At 72.7% G+C, this 25296-nt stretch carries 22 protein-coding genes and 1 pseudogene; 6 read left to right on the forward strand and 17 right to left on the reverse strand.

Translation table 11 applies throughout. The annotated features are described in order from the left end of the window. The first annotated feature begins 246 nt into the window (after positions 1-246). Positions 247-483: a hypothetical protein gene (locus HEP85_RS08530; protein WP_248001870.1), complete on the forward strand. Its 237-nt coding sequence runs from the start codon at positions 247-249 to the stop codon at positions 481-483. A 307-nt stretch (positions 484-790) separates the two neighbouring features. Beyond that, positions 791-1048 carry a hypothetical protein gene (locus HEP85_RS08535; RefSeq protein ID WP_153291574.1) on the forward strand — a complete coding sequence of 86 codons (258 nt, stop codon included), beginning with the start codon at positions 791-793 and terminating at the stop codon, positions 1046-1048. Positions 1049-1074: 26 nt separating this feature from the next. Here HEP85_RS08535 and HEP85_RS08540 read toward each other — a convergent pair whose 3' ends face one another. From HEP85_RS08540 to infC, 10 genes are all read right to left on the reverse strand, one after another. Further along, positions 1075-1620, reverse strand: coding sequence for an NUDIX hydrolase (locus HEP85_RS08540; protein WP_168527249.1), 546 nt, complete (start codon positions 1618-1620; stop codon positions 1075-1077). A 99-nt stretch (positions 1621-1719) separates the two neighbouring features. Next, entirely contained in the window at positions 1720-3060 is a 1341-nt protein-coding gene (locus tag HEP85_RS08545; protein ID WP_168527250.1) for a transcriptional regulator, read from the reverse strand. 358 nt (positions 3061-3418) lie between these two features. After that, entirely contained in the window at positions 3419-4591 is a 1173-nt protein-coding gene (locus HEP85_RS08550) for a PP2C family protein-serine/threonine phosphatase (RefSeq protein WP_369657649.1), read from the reverse strand. A gap of 452 nt (positions 4592-5043) precedes the next feature. Continuing rightward, entirely contained in the window at positions 5044-7554 is a 2511-nt protein-coding gene (gene pheT, locus HEP85_RS08555) for a phenylalanine--tRNA ligase subunit beta (protein ID WP_329286464.1), read from the reverse strand. Beyond that, positions 7554-8678 (reverse strand): phenylalanine--tRNA ligase subunit alpha, encoded by a 1125-nt coding sequence (gene pheS / locus HEP85_RS08560; protein WP_168527251.1) that lies wholly within the window; start codon positions 8676-8678, stop codon positions 7554-7556. Before pheS ends, pheT begins: the two co-directional genes overlap by 1 nt. 225 nt (positions 8679-8903) lie before the next feature. Beyond that, positions 8904-10091 (reverse strand): ATP-binding protein, encoded by a 1188-nt coding sequence (locus HEP85_RS08565; protein WP_168527252.1) that lies wholly within the window; start codon positions 10089-10091, stop codon positions 8904-8906. Between the two features lie 93 nt (positions 10092-10184). Then, a complete protein-coding gene (locus tag HEP85_RS08570) occupies positions 10185-10982 on the reverse strand; it encodes an RNA methyltransferase (protein WP_168533445.1) in 798 nt (265 codons plus the stop codon). A gap of 559 nt (positions 10983-11541) precedes the next feature. Continuing rightward, positions 11542-11925, reverse strand: coding sequence for a 50S ribosomal protein L20 (gene rplT, locus HEP85_RS08575; RefSeq protein WP_054236131.1), 384 nt, complete (start codon positions 11923-11925; stop codon positions 11542-11544). Between the two features lie 95 nt (positions 11926-12020). Further along, entirely contained in the window at positions 12021-12215 is a 195-nt protein-coding gene (gene rpmI / locus HEP85_RS08580; protein WP_003947156.1) for a 50S ribosomal protein L35, read from the reverse strand. A 154-nt stretch (positions 12216-12369) separates the two neighbouring features. Further along, on the reverse strand, positions 12370-13122 hold the full coding sequence (infC, locus tag HEP85_RS08585; RefSeq protein WP_168533447.1) for a translation initiation factor IF-3: 753 nt from the start codon (positions 13120-13122) through the stop codon (positions 12370-12372). Between the two features lie 356 nt (positions 13123-13478). On the opposite strand from infC, the gene HEP85_RS08590 reads away from it, so the two are divergent. Continuing rightward, positions 13479-13835: a DUF1844 domain-containing protein gene (locus HEP85_RS08590; RefSeq protein WP_168527253.1), complete on the forward strand. Its 357-nt coding sequence runs from the start codon at positions 13479-13481 to the stop codon at positions 13833-13835. 7 nt (positions 13836-13842) lie between these two features. Here the strand turns inward: HEP85_RS08590 and HEP85_RS08595 are convergent, their stop codons facing one another. Further along, positions 13843-14574, reverse strand: coding sequence for an SseB family protein (locus HEP85_RS08595; protein WP_168527254.1), 732 nt, complete (start codon positions 14572-14574; stop codon positions 13843-13845). A gap of 149 nt (positions 14575-14723) precedes the next feature. On the opposite strand from HEP85_RS08595, the gene HEP85_RS08600 reads away from it, so the two are divergent. Continuing rightward, positions 14724-15686: a serine hydrolase gene (locus tag HEP85_RS08600; RefSeq protein WP_168527255.1), complete on the forward strand. Its 963-nt coding sequence runs from the start codon at positions 14724-14726 to the stop codon at positions 15684-15686. A gap of 34 nt (positions 15687-15720) precedes the next feature. On the opposite strand, the gene mycP is transcribed toward HEP85_RS08600, so the two are convergent. Continuing rightward, positions 15721-16929, reverse strand: a complete 1209-nt coding sequence (mycP, locus tag HEP85_RS08605; RefSeq protein WP_168527256.1) for a type VII secretion-associated serine protease mycosin — start codon at positions 16927-16929, stop codon at positions 15721-15723. Further along, entirely contained in the window at positions 16926-17852 is a 927-nt protein-coding gene (locus tag HEP85_RS08610; protein WP_248001872.1) for a hypothetical protein, read from the reverse strand. Before HEP85_RS08610 ends, mycP begins: the two co-directional genes overlap by 4 nt. Here HEP85_RS08610 and HEP85_RS08615 point away from each other — a divergent pair. Together HEP85_RS08615 and HEP85_RS08620 are read left to right on the forward strand one after the other, a co-directional pair. Continuing rightward, positions 17845-18501, forward strand: coding sequence for a hypothetical protein (locus HEP85_RS08615; RefSeq protein WP_168527257.1), 657 nt, complete (start codon positions 17845-17847; stop codon positions 18499-18501). The genes HEP85_RS08610 and HEP85_RS08615 overlap by 8 nt on opposite strands. 1081 nt (positions 18502-19582) lie before the next feature. Beyond that, the gene (locus HEP85_RS08620) at positions 19583-20785 is read left to right on the forward strand and encodes an amino acid deaminase/aldolase (RefSeq protein ID WP_369657650.1); all 1203 of its coding nucleotides are present in this window, start codon (positions 19583-19585) and stop codon (positions 20783-20785) included. Positions 20786-20803: 18 nt separating this feature from the next. On the opposite strand, the gene HEP85_RS08625 is transcribed toward HEP85_RS08620, so the two are convergent. The 4 genes and pseudogenes from HEP85_RS08625 to HEP85_RS08640 all read right to left on the reverse strand — a co-directional run bounded on the left by HEP85_RS08625 (position 20804) and on the right by HEP85_RS08640 (position 25289). Beyond that, positions 20804-21727, reverse strand: coding sequence for a DUF2510 domain-containing protein (locus tag HEP85_RS08625; RefSeq protein WP_211117874.1), 924 nt, complete (start codon positions 21725-21727; stop codon positions 20804-20806). A gap of 42 nt (positions 21728-21769) precedes the next feature. Next, positions 21770-23025 (reverse strand): annotated as a pseudogene (locus HEP85_RS08630) (haloacid dehalogenase-like hydrolase). 24 nt (positions 23026-23049) lie between these two features. After that, positions 23050-23817, reverse strand: a complete 768-nt coding sequence (locus HEP85_RS08635; protein WP_168533453.1) for a 3-oxoacyl-ACP reductase — start codon at positions 23815-23817, stop codon at positions 23050-23052. Between the two features lie 65 nt (positions 23818-23882). After that, positions 23883-25289, reverse strand: coding sequence for an aldehyde dehydrogenase (locus HEP85_RS08640; protein WP_168527260.1), 1407 nt, complete (start codon positions 25287-25289; stop codon positions 23883-23885). Positions 25290-25296: the final 7 nt, after the last annotated feature.

A 25296-nucleotide genomic window follows, 5' to 3' on the forward strand; every position in this document is an offset into this window, starting at 1 on the left:
CCCCCTCGTGACACACCGAAGGCCGCTCCCTCACCGTCCGGGGAGCGGCCTTCGGCAACTCGTCACAGGGGCAAGGGAGTTGTGAGGAGGTTCCGACCGGAACCCACGCAACTCCCTCGGACTCGCCTCCCCCGGACCCGACCGCGGGCCTCGCCGAACGGAGCGCGGCCGCCGTGTGCGGAACCGGGATCACCTCCCGCGCGCCGCGGCGGGGGCTCACGGCCGTCCGTCCTAAGCTCCGTCCCCGTGACAGACATCGAACGCCTGATCCCGCTGGAGCGCACCGCCGAGGAAGAGCGCGCCAAGCTCGCCGGTCTCTCCGGAGCGGAGTACGAGGACCAATGGCGGATGTGGCGACACGCGTCCGAGCGGGTACAGGCCGCGATCGCCGAGCACGCGGCCACGTCCGGGGAGAGTCAGCACGACGTGGAACAGGCCCTGAAGAAGGCGGCGCGGCACGCGGACGAGGATCCGTGCGAGTAGCCGTTCCTCCGCGCGGCAGGCCGTCGGCCCCCGGGGTGGTGCGCCTGATGCTCAGCAGGATTGCGACGCCGGCTTGTCGATACCCCAGCCGTCCGCGTCAAGGTACACATCGCTCACCCGGACGTTCTCGTTTCCGGTGCGCGCGTGGGCCCGGCACCCTTCGTGGTGCCGGGCCCACGCCATTCACACGCCGTGTGCGCGCCGGGCCCGCATATGCCGCTCGCACACGCTCCCCACGTACCCACCAGGCGAGTTGACTTTCCGTGCACATGTAAGGGATGTGACGACTACGGAAAGGAGCGGACACGTGACCGCCGACCCGGAGCATCCCGTGGTCCATGGAGAACTCGCAGAGTTACGCCGCAGACTCGACGTGGCACAGGCCCGCGTCGAGGGAGGACTGACCCTGCTCAGTCACCGCGCCGAACAGACCGCCAAGGACGTGGACGACCTGAGCACACGCGTCGTCGCGATGGAACACACCCGCTGGCCACTGCCCGCGGTCGCGGCCATCACGGCCGTGGGCGCACTCGCCGTGGCGGTCTGGCAGGCCCTGGGCCACTAGGTCCCCGGACGCCGTGGGGGGATCGATCAGGGCAAGGCGTCCTGCCCGAGCCTGAGGTGGTGCAGGAGGAGTAGCGCGGCAGCCATGTTGGCGGCCGGGACCTCGCCGCGGGCGACCATGTCGGGGACGAGCTTGAGGGGAACCCATTCCCGACGGTCGGACTCGAAGTCGTCCACGGGGTGTCCGATGTACGCGCCTTCGTCGGCCCAGAAGATGTGGTGCCGGGCGTCGGTGAGCCCGTTGGAGGGCTCGACGCTCATCAGATGGCGCAGAGGCCCCGGTCGCCAGCCGGTCTCCTCCTCCAGTTCGCGGGCCGCCGCGACGGCGATGTCCTCGCCGTCCTCGACGACGCCCGCCGCGAGTTCCCACCCCCAGCTGTCGGTGATGAACCGGTGCCGCCACAGGAGGAGCACCTCGTTGGCGTCGTTCACCACGGTGGCCACGGCCACGGGCCGCAGCCGTATCAGGAAGTGATCGAGATGCCGGCCGTCCGGCAACGCGACATCTGCGAGATTGACGCTGAACCAGCGATTTGCGTACACAGTTTGTTCGTTCAGTTTCGTCCACTGCACGGTTCTGCCACCTTCCGCTGAGTAGATGGCAATATCGCAGCAGAAGCGGTCTGACAGCAGGCGCACAGCGGCGCACGGTGCGGGGGCGGGCCCGGTGGTCTAGAGCGGTACGCGCAGTGCTCCGTCGATGAGTTCGGCCGCCTCGGCCGTGCCCGCGCAGCCGCTGCGCACCAGGTGTTCCCGTACCGCGCGCAGTCTGTCCCGCAGCCGCTGGGACTCCATTCCGCGCGCCTGCTCGGCCATCTGGACGGCGGTGGCCACCGCTTTGTCGGCATTGCCCTGGCGCAGTTCGATCTGGCTGAGCATGGCGAGCCGGTGCACCCTCCCCCGGTCGTGCGCCGGGGTGTCCACGGCCGCGGCGGCGTGCGCGGCCGCGGCCACCAGGTCGCCGAGGCTGAGCAGCGCCTCCGCCACTTGTACGTTGACCAGGCCGGGCTGGACATAGCCGGTCTCGTCCGGCTCGTAACCCCGCCGGATGCGCTCGGCGGCCTGCTCGGCACGCCGGATGCAGGACAACGCGCTGCTGCCGTCGCCGAGGTGGGCGTACGCCTTGGCCTGCATCGCGTAGAGGTCGGAGGCGAGCGCGGGGGTGATGTGGCGTCCGGCGGCGCGCAGCGCGGCCTCCGCGAAGGCGACGGACTGCCGGTACTCCCGCATGAACAGCGACTGGTTGACCAGCAGCGCTATGACGTAGGCGCCGAGCCCCCGGTCCCCGCTGGCCTTGGCCAGCCGCAGCGCCTGGTGGAAGTAGCGCTGGGCGAGCCCGTGCGCGTCGGAGTCGTAGGCGCAGATACCGGCGACGGCGACCAGACCGCCCGTAGCACGGTGCAGTTGGCGGCCGGTGGCGTCGGTGTAGCTGCCGCGCAGCAGGGGCGCGGTCTCGGCGTTGAGGAAGCCGACGATCCGGGTGCGGGTCGCGACGCCGCCGGCCTTGCGGTACATCTGCTCGTAGTGCGCGCGGGCCGAGCGCAGCATCTCGATGTCGGCCATGCTCACGTGATGGCGTCCGCCCCGCGAGACGTCCACGTCCTCGGGCGGGTTCTCCCACTCCCACACGGGCATCACGGCGGGCGTGCCGGTGACGGCCGGTGCGCCGAGGACGTGCGGGCGCTGCTGTTCGTCGGAGCGCCACAGGGCGGTGGCCCTTTCGACGAAACCGGAGAGGGACGTGCCGTGCGGAGCGGACGGCTCGCCCGGCATGCCGAGTCCGATGTCGTCGAGCGTCACGGGCCGGTGCAGGCGTGCCGCGAGCACTTCACAGATCAGGTCGGGCACCTGGCCGCGCGGGCGCTGGCCCTTCAACCACCGTGCCACGGCCGTGTGTTCGTACCTGAGGGCGAGACCGCGCGCCCTCCCCGCCTGGTTGACATGGGCCGCCAGCCCCGCGTGCGAGATGCCGGCCTCGTCGAGAATGGCGTCGAGGAGAGTGTTGGGCTGCATGAGGGCCCCCCGGGTGGCTCGGTGCCGTCGGCTCCGACAGTGCCGACGGTGCCGACACAGTAGTACGTCCCCCTTCACACGGGGTGTGAACGGAATGCCCGTATCCGTGCCGTGCGCGCGCTGTCGCGGAGCGTTCCGGGCCGGTTGACTGAAATGCCTCGCAAGAGGCCGGCCGGGCCGCCGGCTCCCCCTCGTACAGTGCGGCGGCCCGCCACCGCGCCGTCCGCCCAGCCGCCTGCCCGACACTCCGCGGCGGGGCGGACGGCTCCGCCGGCTGTACCGCGTCAGGGTGACGGTCCGTCGGCCGCGAGCACCGCGTGGCGCGTCCCGGTCCCGGTCCCGGTCCCCGCAAACCCCGTCAGCGGGGCACGTGTTGGGCCACGGGACGGTCCTGTTGCACGGAGGTGCGCGGCCGGTCGTTGCGCAGGACCAGGACGGCCACGTCGTCGGCGGGTCTTCCGCGCGTGTGGCGCAGCAGCCCCTTCAGGACGGTGTGCAGGACGAACTGGGGTGCCGCGGGCCTGATCCGGACGGCTTCGGTCAGCGCGCTCGGCAGCGGGAAGAACCGGCCGTGGCCGTCGCGCGCGTCCTCCACGCCATCGGTGTGCAGGAACAGCGCCTCGCCCGGCCGCAGTTGACCGCAGTGGACGAGGGGCAGCTCGGCCGGGAGCGGGAACGGCCCGAGCGGCGGCAGGGGTTCGCCGGCCGACAGCCGCTCGACACGGCCGTGGCCGGCCGCCGGTGCGGCGTGGCCGGGCAGCCGATACGGCCAGGGGTGGCCGCAGTTCAGCGCGTACACCTCGCCGTCCCGGCGGATCTCCAGCAGCAGTACGGTGACGAACTCCTCGGCGACCGGGCTCTCGGGGTCCGGGCCCGCCGCGGGGTGCTCGGCCTTCGCCCGCTCGCGCAGATGCCGGGCCAGGGCACGCTCCAGCCGTCCGAGCACGCGCTCGAGTGAGGGCTCGTCGTGGACCGCCTCGCGGAAGCTGCCGAGGACGGCGGCGACGGTCCCGAGCGCGCCGAGGCCGTGCCCGCGGACGTCACCCATGACGATCCGCACACCGTGCTCGGTGGCGATCACCTCGTAGAGATCACCGCCGATGTTCGCGCCGCGGTCCGCGGAGAGCTGGGCCGCGGCGACGTTCAGCCCGTCGATGCGCGGGGGCAGCGGGCGCAGCAGCACGTTCTGGGCGGCGCCCGCGACCTCGCGGACCTGTCTGAGCTCTCGCAGGAGCGTCCCCCTGACGTGGAGTATCAGCCCCGTTCCCACCACCAGGAAGACGGCGCTGGAGACCAGCCGGGGCCCCAGTCCGTCCTGCTGGCCCAGCGGACAGGTGATCCTGTATGTGATCGCGATCGCGCCCCACACGGTGGGCAGCCCCAGACTCAGCGCCCGCCGCAGGGGCGGCCGGTCGGCCCGCCGGACCGACCGCTCGAGGTCACCGTGCAGGCCGACGCCCGTCCGGGCCTGCCCTCGCGCATGCGTCCGGAGCCGCGCCCTGCCGGGGGCCCCAGCCTTGATACGGATCATGCCGATGGCCCCCCAATAGGCCCGACAGCGCAGACGGCCTCCGCGAGACCGGTCCGATTCTGTCGACCGCACGGCCCCATCGGGCCACATCACCCGAACTTCCCACCCGAACGAGTGAGACATCCCCAGCCGCATGCATTTATGCAGGTGAGGTGAGTGAAGGGAGCGGCATTTCGGGGTCGGGTGCGGGTGGTTCGTGGCTGATCGCGCAGTTTCCCGCGCCTCTTTCGGGGCGCGGTTCCCTGACGGGGACAGCCCGCGCGAAGCGGCCGGCAGGGGGTACGCCCCAGCGATGACGCCCCGGGCGCTGGACGCGCTCTTCGCGGGCGCGGGGAACTGCGCGACCAACCACCGATCACCCGCACCCGACCCCCGACAGGGAACAGCGCGGCCGGCCACGGACGAGCCGCGGCCGGCCAAGGACCCGCAGTCCCCCTGCTCCACCGGCGGAGCTACCCGCGCAGCACCGCCCCGGCCCGCTCGCCCGCGAGGGCCACCGCCGCGTCACGGGCGGCCGACGCCTCGTCGACGGTCAGGGTCCGGTCGGCCGCACGGAAGCGCAGCGCGTAGGCCAGGGACTTCTTGCCCTCGCCGAGCTGCTCGCTCTCGTAGACGTCGAACAGCCGGATGGACTCCAGGAGGCCACCGGCGCCCTCACGCAGCGCCGCCTCCACCTCCGCGTGCGGAACGCCTTGGTCGACGACCAGGGCGACGTCCTGCGTGGCGACCGGGAACCCGGAGATCCGCGGCGCCCGCAGTGCTCCGGCGCCCGCCTCCTCCAGACGGTCGAGGTCGAGCTCCATCGCACAGGTGCGTCCGGGCAGGTTCAGCGCCTTCAGCACGCGCGGGTGCAGCTCACCCGCGTGACCGATGACCTGCTCCGCGCCGTCGAGCACGACGGCCAGCTCGGCGCAGCGGCCCGGGTGCCACGGCCCGTGACGGCCCGCGCGGACGACGAGCTCGGCGCCCGCCTCACGGGCGACGGTCCGTGCCGCCTCCACCGCGTCGGCCCAGTCGGCCGGGCGGCCCTTGCCCCACCAGCCGGCCTGCTCACGGGCGCCCGTGAGGACGACCGCGACGTGCCGGGGCTGGGCGGGGAGGGTGGCGGTGAGCGCCGCGATCTCCTCGTCCGTGGGACGGCGGTCCACCGGGAGCCGGGACGCGATGCGCTGCTCCCCACGGGGGTGGAAGACCAGTCCGGTCTCGAACAGCGCCAGGTCGTGCGAACCGCGGCCGTCGTTGCGGCGCAGCGCGCCGAGCAGGCCCGGCAGCAGCGTCGTACGGAGTGCGGGCTCCTCGTCGGACAGCGGGTTGACGAGGGTGACCACCCGCCGGTTCGGGTCGTCCGCGGCCAGACCGAGCTGGTCGAAGACGTCCTCGCTGAGGAACGGGTAGTTCAGCGTCTCGACGAGTCCGGCCCCGGCCAGCGCGCGGCCGACCCTGCGGTGCAGCCGCTGGCGCTCGGTCAGACCGCGGCCGGCGGGGGGCCGCGGCAGCGTGGAGGGCAGGTTCTCGTAGCCCTCCAGGCGGATGACCTCTTCGGCCAGGTCGTTCGGCGCCACCAGGTCGGGCCGCCAGGACGGCACGGTGACGATCAGTTCGTCCTGCCCGTAGACGTCGCAGCCGACCTGCTGGAGACGGCGTACGACGGTCTCGCGGCCGTAGGCGACACCGGCCACCTTGTCCGGGTGGTTCGCCGGGGCGGTGATGGTGTGCGGCGCGGACGGCGTGATGACCTCGGTGACCCCGGCCTCGGCGCTGCCGCCCGCGAGGAGGACCAGCAGGTCGACGGTGCGCTGCGCGGCGGCGGAGGAGGCCTGCGGGTCGACGCCCCGCTCGAAGCGCTTGGACGCCTCGGAGGCCAGCTTGTGACGGCGTGCGGTGCGGGCGATGGAGACCGGGTCGAAGTGCGCGGCCTCGATCACGACGTCGCTGGTGGCACGCGTGGTGTCTTCGTGGTCGGCGATCTCCGTGTCGGCACCGCCCATGACGCCCGCCAGGCCGATGGGCCCGCGGTCGTCGGTGATCACCAGGTCCTCGGCGTCGAGGACCCGCTTGGTGCCGTCCAGCGTGGTGAGGCGCTCGCCCCGCTCCGCCCTGCGCACGCCGATCGTCCCCTGGATGAGGGAGCGGTCGTACGCGTGCAGGGGCTGGCCGAGCTCCAGCATCACATAGTTGGTGACGTCGACGGCGAGCGAGACGGGACGCATCCCGGCCTTCTGCAGCCGGCGCCGCAGCCAGATCGGGGAGCGTGCCTCGGAGGACAGTCCGGTCACGGTGCGCGCCGTGAAGCGGTCGCAGCCGAGCGGCTCGGAGACCCGCACCGGGTAGCCGAACGCGTTCGGGGCCGGTACGTCGAGCAGCGCCGGGTCGCGCAGCGGCAGCCCGTACGCGATGGCGGTCTCGCGGGCGACGCCGCGCATCGACAGGCAGTCGCCGCGGTTGGCGGTGACGGCGATGTCCAGGACCTCGTCGACGAGTTCCAGGAGCTCGATGGCGTCGCTGCCGACCTCGTGCTCGGGCGGCAGGACGATGATGCCGCCGCTGCCGTCGTCGCCCATGCCCAGCTCGTCACCGGAGCAGATCATGCCGTGCGAGGTCCGGCCGTACGTCTGGCGCGCGGCGATCGCGAAGTCGCCGGGCAGGACGGCGCCCGGCAGGACCACGACGACCTTGTCGCCGACGGCGAAGTTGCGGGCGCCGCAGACGATCTCCTGGGGCTCACCGGTGCCGTTGGCGGTGCCGACGTCGACGGTGCAGAACCGGATGGGCTTCTTGAAGCCCTCGAGCTCCTCGATGGTCAGCACCTCGCCGACGACGAGGGGGCCCTTGAGGCCCGCGCCGAGCTGCTCGACGGTCTCGACCTCGAGGCCCGAAGAGATGAGCTTGGCCTGGACGTCGCGCCCGGTCTCCGTCGCCGGCAGGTCGACGTACTCCCGCAGCCAAGAAAGCGGGACCCGCATCAGATCTCCATCCCGAACGGCCGGGTGAACCGGACGTCACCCTCGACCATGTCTCGCATGTCTTCGACGTTGTGGCGGAACATCAGCATCCGTTCGATGCCGAACCCGAAGGCGAATCCGCTGTACTTCTCGGGGTCGACGCCCGCGGCGACCAGCACGCGGGGGTTGACCATGCCGCAGCCGCCGAGTTCGATCCAGCCCTCGGAGGAGCAGGTGCGGCAGGGCCGGTCGGGGTTGCCGACGGAGTCCCCGCGGCAGACGTAGCACACCATGTCCATCTCGGCGGACGGCTCGGTGAACGGGAAGAAGTTCGGGCGCAGCCGGGTCTTCATGTCCGGGCCGAAGAGCGACTGGACCATGTGGTCGAGGGTGCCCTTGAGATCGGCCATCGTCAGGCCCTCGTCGATGGCCAGCAGCTCGACCTGGGTGAAGACGGGGGTGTGCGTGGCGTCCAGCTCGTCCGAGCGGTACACACGGCCCGGACAGATCACGTAGACCGGCGGCTCGCGGTCGAGCATCGAGCGGATCTGCACCGGCGAGGTGTGGGTGCGCAGCACGATGTTCGACTCCTCTTCGTGGCCCTTGGGGCCCTTCACGAAGAAGGTGTCCTGCATACCGCGCGCCGGGTGGTCCGGGCCGATGTTCAGGGCGTCGAAGTTGAACCACTCCGCCTCGACCTCGGGGCCCTCGGCGACCTCGTAGCCCATGGCCACGAAGACGTCCTCGATGCGCTCCGACAGGGTGGTCAGGGGGTGGCGCGCTCCGGCCGGTACCCGGTCGTACGGCAGTGTGACGTCCACCGCCTCCTCGACCAGTACCCGGGCGTCGCGCTCGGCCTCCAGCTCGGTCTGGCGGCCGGCGAGGGCCTTGTTCACGGCGCCGCGGGCCTGGCCGACGAGCTTGCCGGCGGCGGCCTTGGCGTGCGGGGGCAGGGCGCCGATCTCGCGGTTGGCGAGGGCCAGCGGTGAGGTGCCGCCGGTGTGGGCGACCTTGGCCTCCTGGAGCGCGTCGAGGTCACCGGCGGCGGCGAAGGCGGCGAGCGCCTCGTCCCGCATGCGCTCGATCTCTTCCGGTTTCAAGGCCTCGACCTCTACAGGGTCGTACGACTTATTCGGTGCCGACATCTCTTCCCGTGCTTCCGGTTGGCTGGCGGATGGTCCCCGTCCCGACTCGTCCCGACTCGTCTGGTCTCGACTCGTCTCGACTCGGAGGACGCGCATCGTCCCTGAAACATGAAACGGGGACGCAAAGGTGCCAAAGGCCGAGTCTAACGGGGGTGGGAGGCCGCGCCGGACTGCGTGTCCCGGCCGGGGCTCCCCTGCGTGTGCGCCCGTGGGCCCTCGTCGGCGTTACAGCAGATACGCCGGGGTGCTCACGGGCAACGTAAATCGGAACTCGGCGCCGCCGCCGGGGGCGCGGCCGACCGTGATCGTCCCGCCGTGGGCTTCGACGATTCCCTTGACGATGTACAGCCCGAGGCCCGTGCCGCCGCGCTTGCTGCCCCGCCAGAAGCGGGTGAAGACGCGGTTCATGGATTCCTCCGGGATGCCGGTGCCCTCGTCGCTCACGGTCACCGAGGTGGCGGCGTGTGCGGCGCCCGCGGCGGTTGAGGCGGTTGCGTCGTCTCCCCGCTCCCGCGGGGACGCCGAGGGCGTGATGTCGATGGTGACGGTTCCCTCGCCGTGGCGCACCGCATTTTCCAGCAGGTTGCTGAGCACCTGGTCGATCTTGTCCGGGTCGGCCCACAGCGGGGGCAGCGGCTGTTCGAGCCGCAGCAGGAAACGGTCGGCGGGCTGGCCCGAGGTGACGTAGGCCTGGATGTGGCGGCCGACGGCTGCGCCGATGTCGACGGGCTGGCGGCGCACTTCGAGACGCCCGGAATCGATGCGGGAGATGTCGAGCAGTTCGGCGATGAGGCGGGTGACCCGGTCGGCGTCCGCGTCCACCGTCTCCAGCATCAGCTTCTTCTGGTCGTCGGTGAAGCGTTCCCACTTGGCTAGCAGCGTGGCCGTGAAGCCCTTGACCGAGGTGAGCGGGGAGCGGAGTTCGTGGGCGACCGTGGCGATCAGTTCGGCGTGGCTGCGCTCGGTGCGGCGGCGGGCCTCGGTGTCGCGCAGCGACACGACGACCCGGCGGACGGGCCCGGTGGGCCGGCCCCGGACGTACCGCGCGGAGACCAGGACCTCGCGTCCGCCGGGCAGCAGCAGGTTGCGTTCGGGCTGGCCGACGCGGATCGCGAGCCCGCCGTAGGGGTCGGTCAGCTGCCACCACCGGCGGCCTTCGAGGTCCTCGAGCGGGAGGGCGGCGTCCAGCTGTTGTCCGAGGGCCTCGGCGGCGGGGACCGCGGTGATGCGGGCGGCGGCGGCGTTGAAGGAGATCACCCGGCCGTGCTCGTCGGCGACGACGAGTCCGTCGGGCAGGTCGTCCGGATCGACACCGAGGTCGGCTCCGAGTTGCTCCTCGCCCCGGGGCGCGGGCGTGTCGCGCACGTCCCGTGCGCGCAGTGCGCTGTTCGCACCGCTCGTGCCGACACCCATCCCCGTATCCCACCTCTCGTCTGGCGGTGGGGCACCTCCCTGCTCGAGCGAAGCCGAGAGCTTTGGGGGAGGTCCCCCGAGCCCGTCACCCTACTAGCCGTCAGTGACGGAGCGGCACCCTCCGGAGGCACGCTGTGCACGGGCGGACGCGTAGAGACATACGGCGGCGGCGGTCGCCAGGTTCAGACTCTCGGCCTTTCCGTGGATGGGAACGCGCACGACGGCGTCGGCCAGCGCGCGCGTCTCCTCCGGGAGCCCCCACGCCTCGTTGCCGAACACCCAGGCGGTGGGGCCGCCCATGGTCCCCTGGTCCAGCTCGTCGTCGAGGTCGTCCTGCCCCGCGCCGTCCGCGGCGAGGATCCGCACACCGGCCGCCTTCAGACCCCGTACGGCGTCCTCGACCGGGACGCCGACGGCGACGGGCAGGTGGAACAGGGACCCCACGGAGGCCCGTACGGCCTTGGGGTTGTACAGGTCGACGGAGGCGTCGGTGAGGACGACGGCCTCGGCACCCGCGGCGTCCGCGCACCGCAGCACGGTGCCGGCGTTCCCGGGGTCGCGGACGTGGGCGAGGACGGCGACGAGCCTGGGCCGCGCCGCGAGGATCTCCTCGAACGGGGTGTCGAGGAACCGGCAGATGCCGACGAGGCCCTGCGGGGTGACGGTCGTCGAGATGTCGGCGATCACGTCCTCGTCGGCGAGGTGCACACGCGCGCCGACCTCACGGGCGTCCCCGACGATGTCGGCGTAGCGCTCCGCGGCTTCGGGGGTGGCGAACAGTTCGACGAGCGTGGGGGCCGCGTCGGCACGGTGCGCCGCCGCCTCGCGCACCGCCTGCGGGCCCTCGGCGAGGAACAGCCGCTCCTTGCCCCGGAAGTTCCGCCGGGCCAGCCGCCGCGCGGCGGAGACGCGGGGCGACCGCGGGAGATCAGCTCGACGGGGGCGGCGGGCATGGGGTCACCTCAGGGGGTCTGCGAAGGGTGGAACGACGGTCCGTGCTGCGGGCTCGCGGGCCGCGGGGTGGACGAGCTGCGGTAAGCACCGATGCGGGAGGGCGGGCGGCCGGGTGGCCCGACGGCGGGGTGACCGGACGACCGGCGACCCGGCGTCACCCCTGCGGCCTTCGGTCCCGGCCGCACGGGTCGGTACCTGTGACCGGTACCTGTGACCGGCCCCTGTGGCAGGTTCGCGTGCCCAAGAGCCGTGTGCCCAGGGGCCGCGTGCCCAGGGGCCTCGTGCATCCAGGGGACCGCGTGCGCAGGAGCCGCGTATCGAAGATCCACGCACGGAAGAAACGCACACCGAACCACGGCCACCGAAGAACCGGGGCACTCCGTGGGGCGGACGGCACGTCTCCCCCGCCGAACCCGCGGAGCGCGAACGCACAGGGACCCGCAAGCCATGAGGCAAGCGGGTCCACAGGTACGTCCGGCTCAGGCCAGTACGAGCGTCACGCGGCCTTCGGCGCGTTGACGTCCGACGGCAGCGCCTTCTGCGCGACCTCGACGAGCGCGGCGAACGCGCCGGCGTCGTTCACGGCCAGCTCCGCCAGGATCTTGCGGTCGACCTCGATGTTCGCGGCCTTCAGACCCTGGATGAAGCGGTTGTAGGTGATGCCGTTGGCGCGGGCAGCGGCGTTGATGCGCTGGATCCACAGCTGACGGAAGTCGCCCTTGCGCTTCTTGCGGTCGTTGTAGTTGTAGACCAGGGAGTGGGTGACCTGCTCCTTGGCCTTGCGGTACAGACGCGAACGCTGACCGCGGTAGCCGCTGGCGGCCTCGAGGATCGCCCGGCGCTTCTTGTGGGCGTTGACTGCCCGCTTGACGCGTGCCACTTGTTAACTCCTTGTAGCGGGGCCGCGGTGGTGGTCACACGGCCCGAATTCGATTGGGTCCCGGTCCTGACGTACGGCGGCGAGGCGCCGGTACGTCACTTGCCGAGAAGCTTCTTGATCTTCTTGGCGTCGCCCGGGGCCATCTCGGCGTTGCCGGTCAGGCGCCGCGTCAGACGGGACGACTTGTGCTCGAGCAGGTGGCGCTTGCCGGCGCGCTCACGGAGCACCTTGCCGGAGCCGGTGATCTTGAAGCGCTTGCTGGCACCGCTGTGCGACTTGTTCTTCGGCATAGCGCCGTTCTCTCCTCGTCAGTGGCGTTCCGGTGCCCGGTCGCGAAACCGGGCACGGTGGAACGTCATGTGTGTATCGGTTGGCATCCCCTGACTCGTCTCCCAGGAGGTCCTGGACTCTCGTCCCGGACTCCCCGGAGCCTTCGCCCTGGGATCAGGCCTCGGCGGAAGCCTCGGCCGGGGCCTCGGCGGTCTCGGCCTCGGTGATCTCACCTTCGGCGATCTCGCCCTCGGCGATCTCGCCCTCGGTGGTCTCGCCCTCGAGGTCGTCGATCTCACCGTCGGCGGCGTTCTGCGAGCGACCGGGGTTGGCCTTCGCTTCGGCCTTGCGAGCCGCCTGGGCCTCACGGGCCTCGGCCATCGCCTCGGTCTTCTTCTTGTGCGGACCGAGAACCATGATCATGTTTCGGCCGTCCTGCTTCGGGTTCGACTCGACGAACCCGAGGTCCTCGACGTCCGAAGCCAGACGCTGCAGCAGTCGGTAGCCGAGTTCCGGCCGGGACTGCTCGCGACCGCGGAACATGATCGTGATCTTGACCTTGTCGCCCTGCTTGAGGAACCGGACGACGTGACCCTTTTTGGTGTCGTAGTCGTGCGGGTCGATCTTCGGCCGGAGCTTCATTTCCTTGATGACCGTGTGCGCCTGGTTCTTGCGCGCCTCACGGGCCTTCATGGCCGACTCGTACTTGAACTTCCCGTAGTCCATGAGCTTGCAGACCGGCGGGCGTGCGCTCGCCGCCACCTCGACCAGGTCGAGGTCGTACTCCTGCGCAAGCTCCAGGGCCTTGGCAAGCGGAACAATCCCGACCTGCTCGCCGCTGGGACCGACAAGTCGCACTTCGGGAACGCGAATCCGGTCGTTGATGCGGGGCTCGGTGCTGATGGATCCTCCTCGGTAGCACCACACGGCGGTCTGGCGGACAGCCGCGTATGTCTCTGATGACAATGGACCAACCACCGCGGCACATGAAAAATGCCCCGGACGGGACACAGGCGGGGCTCCATGAGTTACCGGAGCACCGCCGCGGTCAACCGCGGGGCGCACTTTCGGACGACTCCACCGTCCGTACGGAACGGTGGTGGCCGTCTGACCGGGTGACCTGCCGTCCCGGAGGACAGTCAGGTGGGAGATCGGAGCCTCCACTTGTGGGCCGAGCACATACATGTCCGGCCGGTCGTTACACAAGGTTAGCAGCTTGGGCCGATATCGGCTAACCGAGGCCAACTGGGGCCGGGAACCGCGCGGGACCTATCGTGTGGGGCATGAGTGACACCCCTCCCCAGAACCCCGACTTCGACAGCATGACCCGCGACATCGCCGAGGTCCCCGCGGTCGAGGTCCTCGTGACGGTCGCGGTCAACCTGATGAGCGCCGCCGCCGTGAAGCTCGGTCTGACCGAGGAGGGCGACAAGTACAAGGACCTCGACGAGGCCCGCAAGCTGATCCACGCGCTGGCCGGGCTGCTCGACGCGAGCGCCACCGAGATCAGCTCCTTCCACGCGTCCCCGCTGCGCGACGGCCTGAAGTCGCTCCAGCTGGCGTTCCGTGAGGCGTCCCTGGTGCCGGACGAGCCCGGCCAGGGCCCGGGCGAGAAGTACACGGGGCCCGTCTACGGCTAGTCCGTCCCTACGCACGTACGTACAAGGGCTCGCCCGGTGGCGTCGTCCCGGCCGGCAGCAGTGCCAGGTCGAGGCCGCGCACCAGGCGGGCCCTCAGTGTCTCGTCGGCGGCGAGCCGCCCCGCGACCGCGTGGGCGGCCTCGGCCGGTGTCGCGGACGCGGCCAGGACGAGCGCGAGGGTGCCGTCCGCGCGGCCGGGGCCGAGGTGGGCGCGCACGACGGCGGGCTCGGCGGCCACCGCGGCGCGTACCGCCTCGACCACGGCGGGATCGGCGAGCGGGTCCGCCGTCGTGCGCCCCTCGGCGAGGGCCAGCAGCGCGGAGCCGGTCAGCTCGAAGGTGACGGGGCCGGCCAGGTCGAGGACGACCGTGTCGGCCTTCTCGTGCGCGGCGGCCTGCAGGGCCTGGTGCAGGGGTACGGCGACCGGGCGCGCCGCGGGGTCCCAGCGGGCCAGCGTCTCGGTGGACGTGAAGGCGGGCAGGGCCGTACGGCCTCCGGCCCTCAGGGTCGGCACCGCCATGTCGCTGGTCTTCTCGTGACGCAGTCCGTTCTCGTCCTCCTCCACCTCGCCGAGGACGGCCACGACGGGCACCAGCAGCCGCGCGCCCTCGAGCGCCTCCAGGACAGGACCCACGGCGGTGCGGTCCTCGGCCCAGGCCGCGAGCGCCGCGCTCAGCCGGGGATCGGCGGAGCCGTCGTCGTCGGGGAAGCCGGAGTCGGGAATGTTCTTGTTCGCCACGGTCCCCGACCCTATCGGGGGGATGCTGCTGCGCTTGTGCGGCCCCGGAAACCCGGTGGTGACAGGTCTCACCGGATTCTCAGCTCGCGCTGACACAGCTTTCACGTGCACCTAACGCCGGACACAGTCGAGGCCCCGAGCATCGCGGGATGGCCCCTCACCGAGCTCGTCGGCGGCGCACCCGCCCCTCCGGACACAGGACCCTCCTCTGCACGGCGGTCGCCTCCGCCGTGCTGGTGGGCGGTACGGCGGCCGGGACCGTCTACGTGAAGGCACAGGCGCACGACGGCGGTGGCCTCGTATCCTCCTCCTCGGCGGCGTCCGGCGCGTCGCCGGCCGCATCGCAACCGACCAGCGGGGAGACATCGGTGGAACCCGTCACGGAGCCCTCGGTGGACCGGGCCGCGCTGCTCGCCAAGGGGATGCGGGCCGTAACCGTGGCGCCCGGCGCCAAGGTGTCGGTCGCTGTGCTCGACCTGGACTCCGGCGAGAGCACCGCGTACGGCGGCGGAAGCTTCGACACCGCGAGCATCGTCAAGGTCGACATCCTGGCGACGCTGTTGCTCCAGGCGCAGGACGCGGACCGGCGTCTGACGGCTCAGGAGAAGACGTACGCCACCGCGATGATCGCGAACAGTGACAACGCGTCCGCGTCCGCCCTGTGGGACGCCATCGGGAGGGCGGACGGTCTCGACGCGGCGAACGACCGCTTCGGCCTGCACGGCACCACGGGCGGGGACGGCGCGCTGTGGGGGCTGACCCGGACCACGGCCGCCGATCAACTGGCCCTGCTCCAGCAGGTGTTCGAGGACGACTCGCAGCTCACCAAGGCTTCACGGACGTATCTCCAGGGGCTCATGGGCGAGATCGCCGCCGACCAGCGGTGGGGGGTCTCGGCCGCGGCCGACGGCTCCGGGTGGGCCCTGAAGAACGGGTGGCTGCCGCGCAGCACGACCGGGCTGTGGGACGTCAACAGCATCGGGCGGATCACCGCCGACGGCCACGACTATCTGGTGGCAGCCCTGTCCGACGGCAACTCGACCAAGGCGCGGGGGATCTCGCTGGTGGAGGCGGCGGCGCGGGCGGCGGTCTCCGTGTTCTCCGCCACCTGAGTCCGCGGAGCGGCGCTCTCCCCGCAGGGGCGCCTCAGCCCCGGCCCATGGAGCGGCGCCTCAGTCCCCGGAGCGGTGCCTCGGTCCCGCGGCCTCTCCACAACAGCACCGCCGCGGCCAGCAGGACCACGCCGGCGCCGCCCGCGACCGGGCCCACCCAGCCGGAGGCATCGTGGTCCTCCCGGGGTGCGTCGGGGCCCGCGCCGAAGTACTTCCCGCCGTACGCCGCGGCGTGCAGGTCCTCCCCCTTGAGCCGCCCGGCCGCCCGGATGGCGGCCGCGGGGTCGATGAAGCCGAAGCCGCGGGAGTCGTCACGGCCGCCGCTGGGAGCGTTGCGGGCGGTGTCCTCCAGGAGCTTCTTGATCTGCGCCGGGGACAGGCCCGGGTGGGCCGCCTTGACGAGCGCGACCGCGCCGGAGACGAAGGCGGAGGCGGCGCTGGTGCCCCAGCCCTCGTAGTACCTGTCGTCCGGGTCGGCGATGACGACGTCGACACCGGGAGCGCTGACGGTGGCGTACCAGCGGCGGGTGGAGAACGAGGCGTGGGTGCCGTACCGGTCGACGGCCGCGGCGGCGATCACGCCCGGGTAGGCCGCCGGGTAGGAGATGTGGTCGCCCTTCTCGCCGCCGTTGCCCGCCGAGGCGACCACGACGGCGCCCTTCTTCAGGGCGTACTGGACGGCCGCGTCCTCGGCGGGCTCGGGGTGGGCGGACTTGGAGTCGTCGCCGAGGGAGAGGTTGATGACGTCGGCGCCGTGGTCGGCGGCCCAGCGGATGCCCTCGGCGAGGGCGTTGCCGCGGGTGCTGCGTGCTCTCGTACGGGAGGAGTCGCCGTCCTCGAGGATGACGCGGACGGGGAGGATCTTCGCCTCGGGGGCGATGCCGAGGACGCCGTCGTCCCTGCCCGCGCCGTGTCCGTGGCCCGCGATGATCCCCGCCATGGCGGTGCCGTGCCGGGCCCACGCGCGCTCCCCGCGGTGCGCTCCGAAGCCGACCATGTCCTTGCCGGGGAGGATGTTGCCGACCAGGTCCGGGTGCTGGTCGTCGACGCCCGTGTCGAGGACCGCGACGGTGATGCCGCTGCCCTTCGTCGTGCGCCAGGCCTGCTGGGTGTGCATGGCGTCGAGGGCCCACTGCTGGGCCCGTATGCCGTCGGCGTACGCGGTGGTGGACGGGGACAGCGTGAGGGAGCCGGCCAGCAGGACACCGAGGAGTGCGGTCCTGCGGGTGGGGGTGCGGGTCATGACGGCTTCTCCGAGGCCGAGCCGACGGTTCTGCGCAGGCTTCGCTCGACGCGGTCGGCGAGGCCCTGCGCGTCGTTGCCGAGACCGGCCTGGGCCGGAGCCGTCGTCACACCGGGCTTCACGGCGTCCGCGGCGGGCTGCGGGGCGGTGACGACACGTCCGTCGGCGAAGCCGGAGACGGCGTAGACGACGACGGGGGCATCGGTGAGGACGGACACCGTCCAGGACGCGCGCTGGGCGTCGCCGAACCCGGCGGCGACGGTGCCCTTGACGGCGTACGGACGGGGCATCAGGTCGGTGCGCCGGTCGAGTCCCCGCTGCTGGAAGCGGGCCTTCAGGGAGGTCATGGCCGCCGCGTCCGCGTTGGTGAACAGCAGTCCCACGGTGGTGACCTGACTGCGCGTCACATCGGTGTAGGTGGCGCGCAGCAGCCGCAGGCAGCCGACCGGAGCCAGGACCTGGCGCAGGAGCGGGTCGAAGGCGTTGGCGCAGCCGCTGTCCGGGGCGACGGCGATACGGGTCCAGGTGCGGTCGGCGCCGCCGGGCCCGGCGCCCTGGCCGTCGACGGTGGGCGGGAAGAGCTGGTCCACGGGCACGCTGTGCCACAGGCCGCCCGCCGCTTCGAACGAACTGAGCGCGCCGTCCGCGCCCGCGCTGTCCCCGGTGAGCCAACTCCCGGTCACCGCACCGCCGATGAGCCCGAGGCCCAGCACGAGGCAGGCCGCGGCCGCGACGAGCCGGGGCCGGGTACGAGCGCGGGCGGGGACGGTGCGCAAGCGCGTGGTGGCCTGGTCGAGGGGGTCATAGGTGTCGAAGGAGTCGAAGGTGTCGAAGCCGTTGTCGGTATCGGGTTCCGCGAACGACACGTACGGGCGTCCGGTGCCCGGTGCGGGGCCCGCGGGGGTGGGGGGTTCGGTGGGCACACCCCCCGGGTTGGGGCGCGGCCGCACGGTCGTCTCCGAGATCCCGTCGTCGGGCACGGCGGACCGCCGGGCGGCGGGTGGCGCGTCGGGGAAACGGGCGGAGGCCGGGGGCGGGGGCGGGCTCGTGGGAGCGGTACGGCGGCCGGGGACGCGCGGGTGGGCCGTCTCGTGGTGCGGGGCCGGGGCGCGCGGCGGTTCGGGGGTACGGGGGACGCTCGGCGCGGACGCGGGCGGGGTCTCCGCCGGGAAGGACTCGGTGGGCCTCGCGACTCCCGTGGTCCCGTCGGAGGCCAAGGACCCTGAGAACCCCGCAGACCCGGAGGACCCAGCGGACCCCGGGGTCGCCGAGGTCGCCGAGGTCGCGGAGGTCGCGGAGGTCGCGGAGGTCGCCGAGGAGGGTTTCGTCTCCTGGAAGCGCCGGAAGGGGCGTGACGGCACACGGGATCCGCCGTCCGCGTGCGGAGCGGTGTCCTGGGAGACGTCGGGCGCCTTGTCGACGGCGGAGCCGCCCGGCGTCTGCCCCCGGGGGTCCCCGCCGGGGCGCGGGACGGTCGCCGGAGGCGGTTCCCCGGGGCTGGGCAGCGACCAGGGCTCACCGCCGACGGGTTCCACCGGACGGGGTCGCCAAGTGGCGCCCGTGGGAGGGTGATCGGGGCGGGGCGGCACCGCGGGCCCCGTCTCGGGAGACCGCTCGGGCCACGGCGGGGTCGCCGGAGGCCGCGGCATCGTTTCCCCTCCGGTGGGAGAGGTCACGGACCCGTGCGGGGCCACCGGACGGCCGGGCCCCGCGTCCCCCCGCGCGTCGGGCGCCACGGGACGAGGGGGCGTCGCCGGCCGGGGCGGCGCCGTGTCCGCCCGCGCCGGGAACCGCTCGGTCCGGAACGGGGCGTCGTCCTGGCTCTCGGAGGCACGCTCGGAGCGTCCCGGTCGCGCGGGCCGGAAGAACCCCGCGTCACCTCGCTCCGGCGACCGCTGCGAGCCGGGCGGGACGGTACCGCGGTTCTCGGGCGGGGTTCCCGGACGTGCCGGAGTCCCCGGCGGGACGGACCCCGCGTCACCCTGTTCGGGCGACCACTGCGGACGGGACGGCCCGGCGTCCCCGCTCCCGGTGCTCTCGGGGCGCGCGGAGCTCTCGGGGTCGTGCTCGGGGCGGCGGTCCCGGGGCGTGCGTCGGAAGAACCCCGCGTCACCCGGCCCGGACGACCTCTCCGGGCGGGAGGCCGGAGCGCCCGGCGGGCGGTGGGCCGCGGTGCCGTCGGCCGCGCGGGACCCCGCCTCTCGGTGAGGCACTGTGCCTTCGTCCGTCGCTGTCCCCTCGGAAGACCCCGTCCCCTCGGGAGTCCGGTCCCCCTCGGAGGACCGGCCCGTGGCGGGCGGCTGTTCCGGGCGGGGTGGGACGGCCGGGCGCGGCGGGATGGAGGCACGACGCGCTTCCGTGCTCATGCACCCCCCGTTTCCTCGTGCCCGGGCGACCGATCCGGCCCGGAGTCCGCCGGGCCGTCCACCTGTACGTAAGGGACCACCCCGGCGACTCATCCGTCACGGGACACGCATACCCGCACCGACGGACCGTCATCCCGGGCAGGCGCCGCCCGGACAAGGTCGTTCGCCCCTCGTTCGCGTCACTCTACGGGTTGACGTGGGCCTGGAGGGAACCAGTCCGAGACCCCGGGGCATCTGCCCGGAACGTCCCCCTACCCTGCGGTAATCGAGTCTGGCAGGCTTCGGTCATGACTGCCCGCGCCGCAGACCGGGCCCGCTACGACCGGGCCACCGCTCACCTCGACGCCCCCCTCGCGATCGTGGACCTGGAGGCCTTCGACGCGAACGCGGACGACCTCGTCCGCAGGGCCGGCGGAAAGCCGATCCGGGTCGCCAGCAAGTCCGTTCGCTGCCGCGCCCTGCTCGAACGCGTCCTCGCCCGGGACGGCTTCGCGGGAATCATGTCCTTCACCCTCGCCGAGTCGATCTGGCTGGCCCGCTCCGGTTTCGAAGACGTCCTGCTCGCCTATCCGTCGGTGGACACGGCGGGGTACGCGGAGCTGACCGGCGACCCCAAGCTCGCCGCCGCCGTCACCGTCATGGTCGACGACCCCGCGCAGCTCCGTCTCATCGACGAGGCCCGCCGGGGCGGCACCGAGACCGTGCGGGTCTGCCTGGAGTTGGACACCTCGCTCAAGCTGCTCGGCGGCCGGGTCCGGGTCGGGGCGCTGCGCTCGCCGCTGCACTCCGCCGAGCAGGTCGCCGGGATGGCGCGGGCGGTCGTCGGCCGGCCCGGCTTCGAACTGGTGGGGATCATGGCGTACGAGGGCCACATCGCGGGCGTCGGCGACGCCGTCGCGGGGCGGCCCTTCCGCTCACGCGCCGTCAGGCTCATGCAGGCCACCGCCCGCAAGGAGCTCACGCGGCGGCGCGCCGAGGTCGTCCGCGCGGTGCGGGCGGTGGCGCCCGACCTGGAGTTCGTCAACGGCGGGGGCACCGGCAGTGTGCAGCAGACGGCCGCCGAGGACGCGGTGACCGAGATCGCGGCGGGCTCCGGGCTCTACGTGCCTCGCCTGTTCGACAACTACACGTCCTTCAGCGGACGTCCGGCCGCGCTCTTCGCGCAGCCCGTCGTACGCCGTCCGGGCGTCGGGGTCGTCACGGTGCTGGGCGGCGGCTATCCGGCCTCGGGGGCACCGGGCGCCGACCGGCTCCCGGTCCCCTACCTTCCGGAAGGGCTGCGGTACGACCCCCAGGAGGGGCCGGGCGAGGTGCAGACCCCGCTGCTCGGCTCCCCCGCGGACGACCTGCTCCTGGGTGACAAGGTGTGGTTCCGGCACGCCAAGGCCGGGGAGCTGTGCGAGCGGTTCGACGCGCTGCACCTGGTGGAGGGCGACGAGGTGACGGCGACCGTCCCGACGTACCGCGGAGAGGGCCGGACCTTCCTCTGAGGCGCGCGGCGCGGTCCGCTACCGGGAGGGGCCGATGCTGCTGCCCACTCCTCCGCCGGTGTCCGTGTCGCCCGTCGGCCGGATCCCCTCGGTGATGCGGTCCATGTCGGTGAGCGGCGGTCCCTCGGCGCCGGCGTCGAAGGCGAAGCGGACGATGACGGGAGACTCCGAGCCCACGCTGGAGGCGAACGCCAGCGACTCGACGTATCCGCCCGGTCCCGCCCCGGTCCTGACCCGCCAGCGCACCAGGTACCCGGCGCGGCCCGCGACGGCGACGGAGCCGGCCTTCAGCAGCCGGTGGGACGTGATGCCCCGGTAGGGGCGGCCGCCGAGGACGTCACGGTCGTAGGCGGTGTTCGCGGCGTCGTCGATGTCCTGCTCGGCGAGGGCCTTCGGGGAGCGTTCGGCGTTCGCCGTGACGGTGCGCGAGGCGACCCTGCCGTGGCGGCACAGGCCGGGGTCGCCGGGGCAGTCGTACGTTCCGGGGGTGGTCATCACGAGGTCGTCCTCGGCGACGTCGCCGGGTGCGACCCAGCCCTTGGGCAGCGAGAGGGTGATGCCGTTGAGCTCGTCCACGACGACGGACGCGGCGCCGGAGTGCGGTGCGGCGGTGGAGGAGCCGGTCGGGGCGGCCGCCCCCGAAGGTGCGGAGGGGGTGGCGGGCGGTGTGGTCCGTACCGCCGCCGCGTCCCCTCCGTCGTCGTTGCGGCCGAGGACCAAGACGCCCGTGACGATCGAGGTGACGAGTACGGCTCCGGCGGCGACGAGCGCCACGGCCCTGGCGCGGTCGGGGCCGTGGCCGGCTGGTTCCGGTGGGGCGAGGGGCACCGGGACGGACCCCGGCTGTCGCCGGTGATCGGTCCACGCGGTGCCGTCCCACCAGCGCTCGACGAGCGGGTACGACGGGTCGCGGTACCAGCCGGGCGGGGGCGTCATGCTCATCCCGGCACTCTAGGACGCACTCCGAACGTCAGTACATGGTGCTCAATGGACGGTGTCCTTCTGGTCGGGTACGACCGAACCGTCGCCCCTCCGGACGGGTTCCCCGCCGCCGTCGGTCGCGTTGTAGGCGCTCGTCGAGCAGGGGTAGGGCTCCGGCCTGCGCGGCAGCGGCTCGATGAACATGGGGTTGATCAGCCAGCGGCCGTCGGCATCGTCGTAGGCCCGGCACATGAGTTCGCTCTTGTTGCGGTTGAGCACGAGGTGCGCGCCGGTCGCGTCCCCGACGAAGGTGACGTCGGTGTCGGCGTCGCCGGCCGCGAGCGCGACGCGGTGGCGCGGGTCCTGCCGCTGCCACGCGGCGGCACCGTGGACACCGTAAATCTCCTGGTTGATCCAGCAGCGCTTGCCGTCGATGTAGGGGATGGCCTCGCCCCGGGTCGCCGGTACGCCGCCGCAGCCCTGGTTCCAGGGGGTGGTCCGCCCGTGCCGGTCGAGGACCGACCGGATGGCGATCGTGTGCCGTGCGTCGACGCCGACGCCGCGCGACCAGACCTCGGTGACCGGTTCGGAGCCCGCCGAGACGATGTAGACCTCGAATCCGGCCCGTTGGAGGGTACGGATCAGGTCACGCTGCCGGGTGTAGTACCGGACGTACGCCGGCAGGGTGTGCGTGCCCACGGCGCGGGTCGAACCGACGGGCGCGGCCAGTGCCTCGGTACGGGCACGGCGGGCGTAGGAGGTCAGTTCGGCGACGGTGTGGCCGGCGAGGAGCTGGGGCACCCAGGTGTACTGGGGGACGGTGCGTAAGCCGGTTCCAGTCCCCGGCGAAGGCGGCGGCGCCGCTCATGGTCCGCCCGCTCTCACGGATCTCCAGGATCTCGTCGGCGCAGCGGGGGGCGGCCGAGGTGGGGAGGGGGGCGCCCACGGGGTGGCGGTGCCGCAGGCCGTGGTCAGGGCCCGGTCGGCCGCGTCGGTGAGCCACTCGCTGGTGTCCCTCCAGCTCGCCGGGCGCAGGATCCGCTCGTGCCGCAGGATCCAGACGAGGGTGGCGTCGGTGACGTCGTTCTTGGTGACCGTGTTGTCCCAGTCGAACGCGGCGACGGGGGTGTTCCCGCTCCCGGAGCAGGTGCCCCGCGTGTCGATCAGACGTTGCAGGCGGGCGCGGTTGTCGCCGTACCAGCTCCCCGAGAGCCGCGGGCAGTCGGAGCGGGGCCGGGCGGGGACGGGGTCGCGGCCGCCGGGGTGGCGGCCGCGACCAGGGCCCATACGAGAGCGGCACGGACGGATCGGAATCGCATGGGTCGTGCATACACCGGCGTGGTCTACAGGGGCGTGACGTACGCGCCCGAGATCCCTCCGTCCACCAGGAAGTCGGAGGCGTTCACGAAGGAGGAGTCGTCGCTGGCGAGGAAGGCGACCGCCGCGGCGATCTCCTCGGCCTCGGCGAACCGGCCGACGGGGATGTGGACGAGACGGCGTGCGGCGCGCTCGGGGTCCTTGGCGAACAGCTCCTGGAGGAGCGGGGTGTTGACCGGTCCGGGGCACAGGGCGTTGACCCTGATGCCTTCGCGGGCGAACTGCACACCCAGCTCGCGGGACATGGCCAGTACGCCGCCCTTGGAGGCCGTGTACGAGATCTGGGAGGTCGCCGCTCCCATCCGGGCCACGAAGGACGCCGTGTTGATGATGGAGCCCCTGCCCTGGCGGCGCATGTAGGGGATCGCGGCCTTGCAGCACAGGTAGACGGAGGTGAGGTTGACCTCCTGGACGCGCTTCCAGGCCTCCAGGCCGGTGTCCAGGATGGAGTCGTCGTCGGGCGGCGAGATGCCCGCGTTGTTGAAGGCGATGTCGACCGAGCCGTACGTGTCGTGCGCCGTCTTGAAGAGCGCCTCGACCTGCTCGGGGTCGGTGACGTCGACCTTGACGAAGATCCCGCCGACCTCGTCGGCGGCGGCCTTGCCGCGGACCTCGTCGACGTCTGCGCAGACGACGTGGGCGCCCTCGGAGGCGAGCCGGCGGGCGGTGGCGAGTCCGATGCCGCTGCCGGCGCCGGTGATGACGGCGGTGCGGCCGACCAGGCGGCGGCAGATGTTCCCTGCGGTGGCTTCGGTCGCTCGGGTACCTGTGGTGGCTTCGGTACCTGCGGTGGCTTCGGTCACTGTGCGGGGCCCTCCGTGCTGATGAAGACGTTCTTGGTTTCGGTGAAGGCGGTGAGCGCGTCCGGGCCGAGCTCGCGGCCGATCCCCGACTGTTTGAAGCCGCCGAAGGGGGTCCAGTAGCGGACGCTGGAGTGGGAGTTGACGGAGAGGTTGCCGGCCCGGACGGCTCCCGAGACGCGCAGCGCCCGCCCGACGTCACGGGTCCAGACGGAGCCGGCGAGGCCGTAGTCGGTGGCGTTGGCGAGCCGGACAGCGTCCGCCTCGTCCTCGAAGGGCAGGACCACGGCGACCGGACCGAAGACCTCCTCGACGGCCACCCGCGCGTGCGGTTCGACATCGGTGAGGACGGTGGGCGGGAACCAGAAGCCGGGGCCTTCGGGGGCCTTGCCGCGGATGCCGGGGAGGCCGGCGGGAACGTACGACCGGACGCGCTCCAGCTGCGCCCGCGAGATCAGCGGGCCCATCTGCGTCGCCTCGTCGGACGGGTCGCCCACGACGACGGACTCGATCGCCGGGGCGAGGAGCCCGAGGAAGCGCTCGTACACGGAGCGCTGGACGAGGATGCGGGTGCGGGCGCAGCAGTCCTGACCGGAGTTGTCGAGGAAGGACATGGGGGCGGCGGCCGCGGCGGCCTCGATGTCGGCGTCGGCGAAGACGATGTTGGGGCTCTTGCCGCCGAGCTCCAGGGTGACGCGTTTGAGGAGGGCCGCGCCCTTCGCCAACACCTGTTTGCCCACGCTCGTGGACCCCGTGAAGACGATCTTCGCGACGCCGGGGTGTTCGACCAGCGCGTTGCCCGCGACGGGACCCGCTCCGGGGAGCACCTGCAGGAGGTGCTCCGGAAGACCTGCTTCCAGGGCGAGTTCGGCCAGCCGCAGCGCGGTCAGAGGGGTCGTCTCGGCGGGCTTGAGAACGACCGCGTTGCCGGCCGCGAGCGCGGGGGCGGTGCCCCAGGCCGCGATCGGCATCGGGAAGTTCCAGGGCGCGATGACACCCACGACCCCGAGGGGTTCGAGGAGGGTGATGTCGAGACCGCCCGGGACCGGGATCTGACGGCCGGTCAGCCGCTCCACCCCGCCGGCCGCGTAGTCGAGCAGATCGCGGACGTTGCCCGCTTCCCAGCGGGCGTTGCCGACGGTGTGCCCGGCCTCGCGGACCTCCAGCCGGGCGAGTTCCTCACGGTGTTCGTCGACGACGACGGCGAACCGGCGCAGAAGCCGGGCCCGGTCGCCGGGCGCCAGCGCGGCCCACCGGAGCTGCGCCCGGCCCGCCCGCAGGACGGCGGCGTCCACATCGGCCGCGGTGGCGGCCGGGACGGTGGCGACGACCTCCTCGGTGGCCGGGTCGAGCACGTGGAGCTCGTGGACGGCGGGGAGTTGCGACTCGTGCGACTCGTGCGACAAGAAGGAC

The organism is Streptomyces sp. RPA4-2, from assembly GCF_012273515.2.
GTDB classification, from domain to species: Bacteria; Actinomycetota; Actinomycetes; order Streptomycetales; family Streptomycetaceae; genus Streptomyces; species Streptomyces kaempferi.

What these genes read in the sequence shown, in the direction of transcription:
- HEP85_RS08600 (WP_168527255.1), top strand. Translation starts at nt 14,724, where the DNA reads ATGGCCCCTCACCGAGCTCGTCGGCGGCGCACCCGCCCCTCCGGACAC.
- mycP (WP_168527256.1), bottom strand. Translation starts at nt 16,929, where the DNA reads ATGACCCGCACCCCCACCCGCAGGACCGCACTCCTCGGTGTCCTGCTG.
- pheT (WP_329286464.1), bottom strand. Translation starts at nt 7,554, where the DNA reads ATGCGGGTCCCGCTTTCTTGGCTGCGGGAGTACGTCGACCTGCCGGCG.
- HEP85_RS08590 (WP_168527253.1), top strand. Translation starts at nt 13,479, where the DNA reads ATGAGTGACACCCCTCCCCAGAACCCCGACTTCGACAGCATGACCCGC.
- HEP85_RS08625 (WP_211117874.1), bottom strand. Translation starts at nt 21,727, where the DNA reads ATGAGCATGACGCCCCCGCCCGGCTGGTACCGCGACCCGTCGTACCCG.
- HEP85_RS08620 (WP_369657650.1), top strand. Translation starts at nt 19,583, where the DNA reads ATGACTGCCCGCGCCGCAGACCGGGCCCGCTACGACCGGGCCACCGCT.
- rpmI (WP_003947156.1), bottom strand. Translation starts at nt 12,215, where the DNA reads ATGCCGAAGAACAAGTCGCACAGCGGTGCCAGCAAGCGCTTCAAGATC.
- pheS (WP_168527251.1), bottom strand. Translation starts at nt 8,678, where the DNA reads ATGTCGGCACCGAATAAGTCGTACGACCCTGTAGAGGTCGAGGCCTTG.
- HEP85_RS08550 (WP_369657649.1), bottom strand. Translation starts at nt 4,591, where the DNA reads ATGATCCGTATCAAGGCTGGGGCCCCCGGCAGGGCGCGGCTCCGGACG.
- HEP85_RS08545 (WP_168527250.1), bottom strand. Translation starts at nt 3,060, where the DNA reads ATGCAGCCCAACACTCTCCTCGACGCCATTCTCGACGAGGCCGGCATC.
- HEP85_RS08565 (WP_168527252.1), bottom strand. Translation starts at nt 10,091, where the DNA reads ATGGGTGTCGGCACGAGCGGTGCGAACAGCGCACTGCGCGCACGGGAC.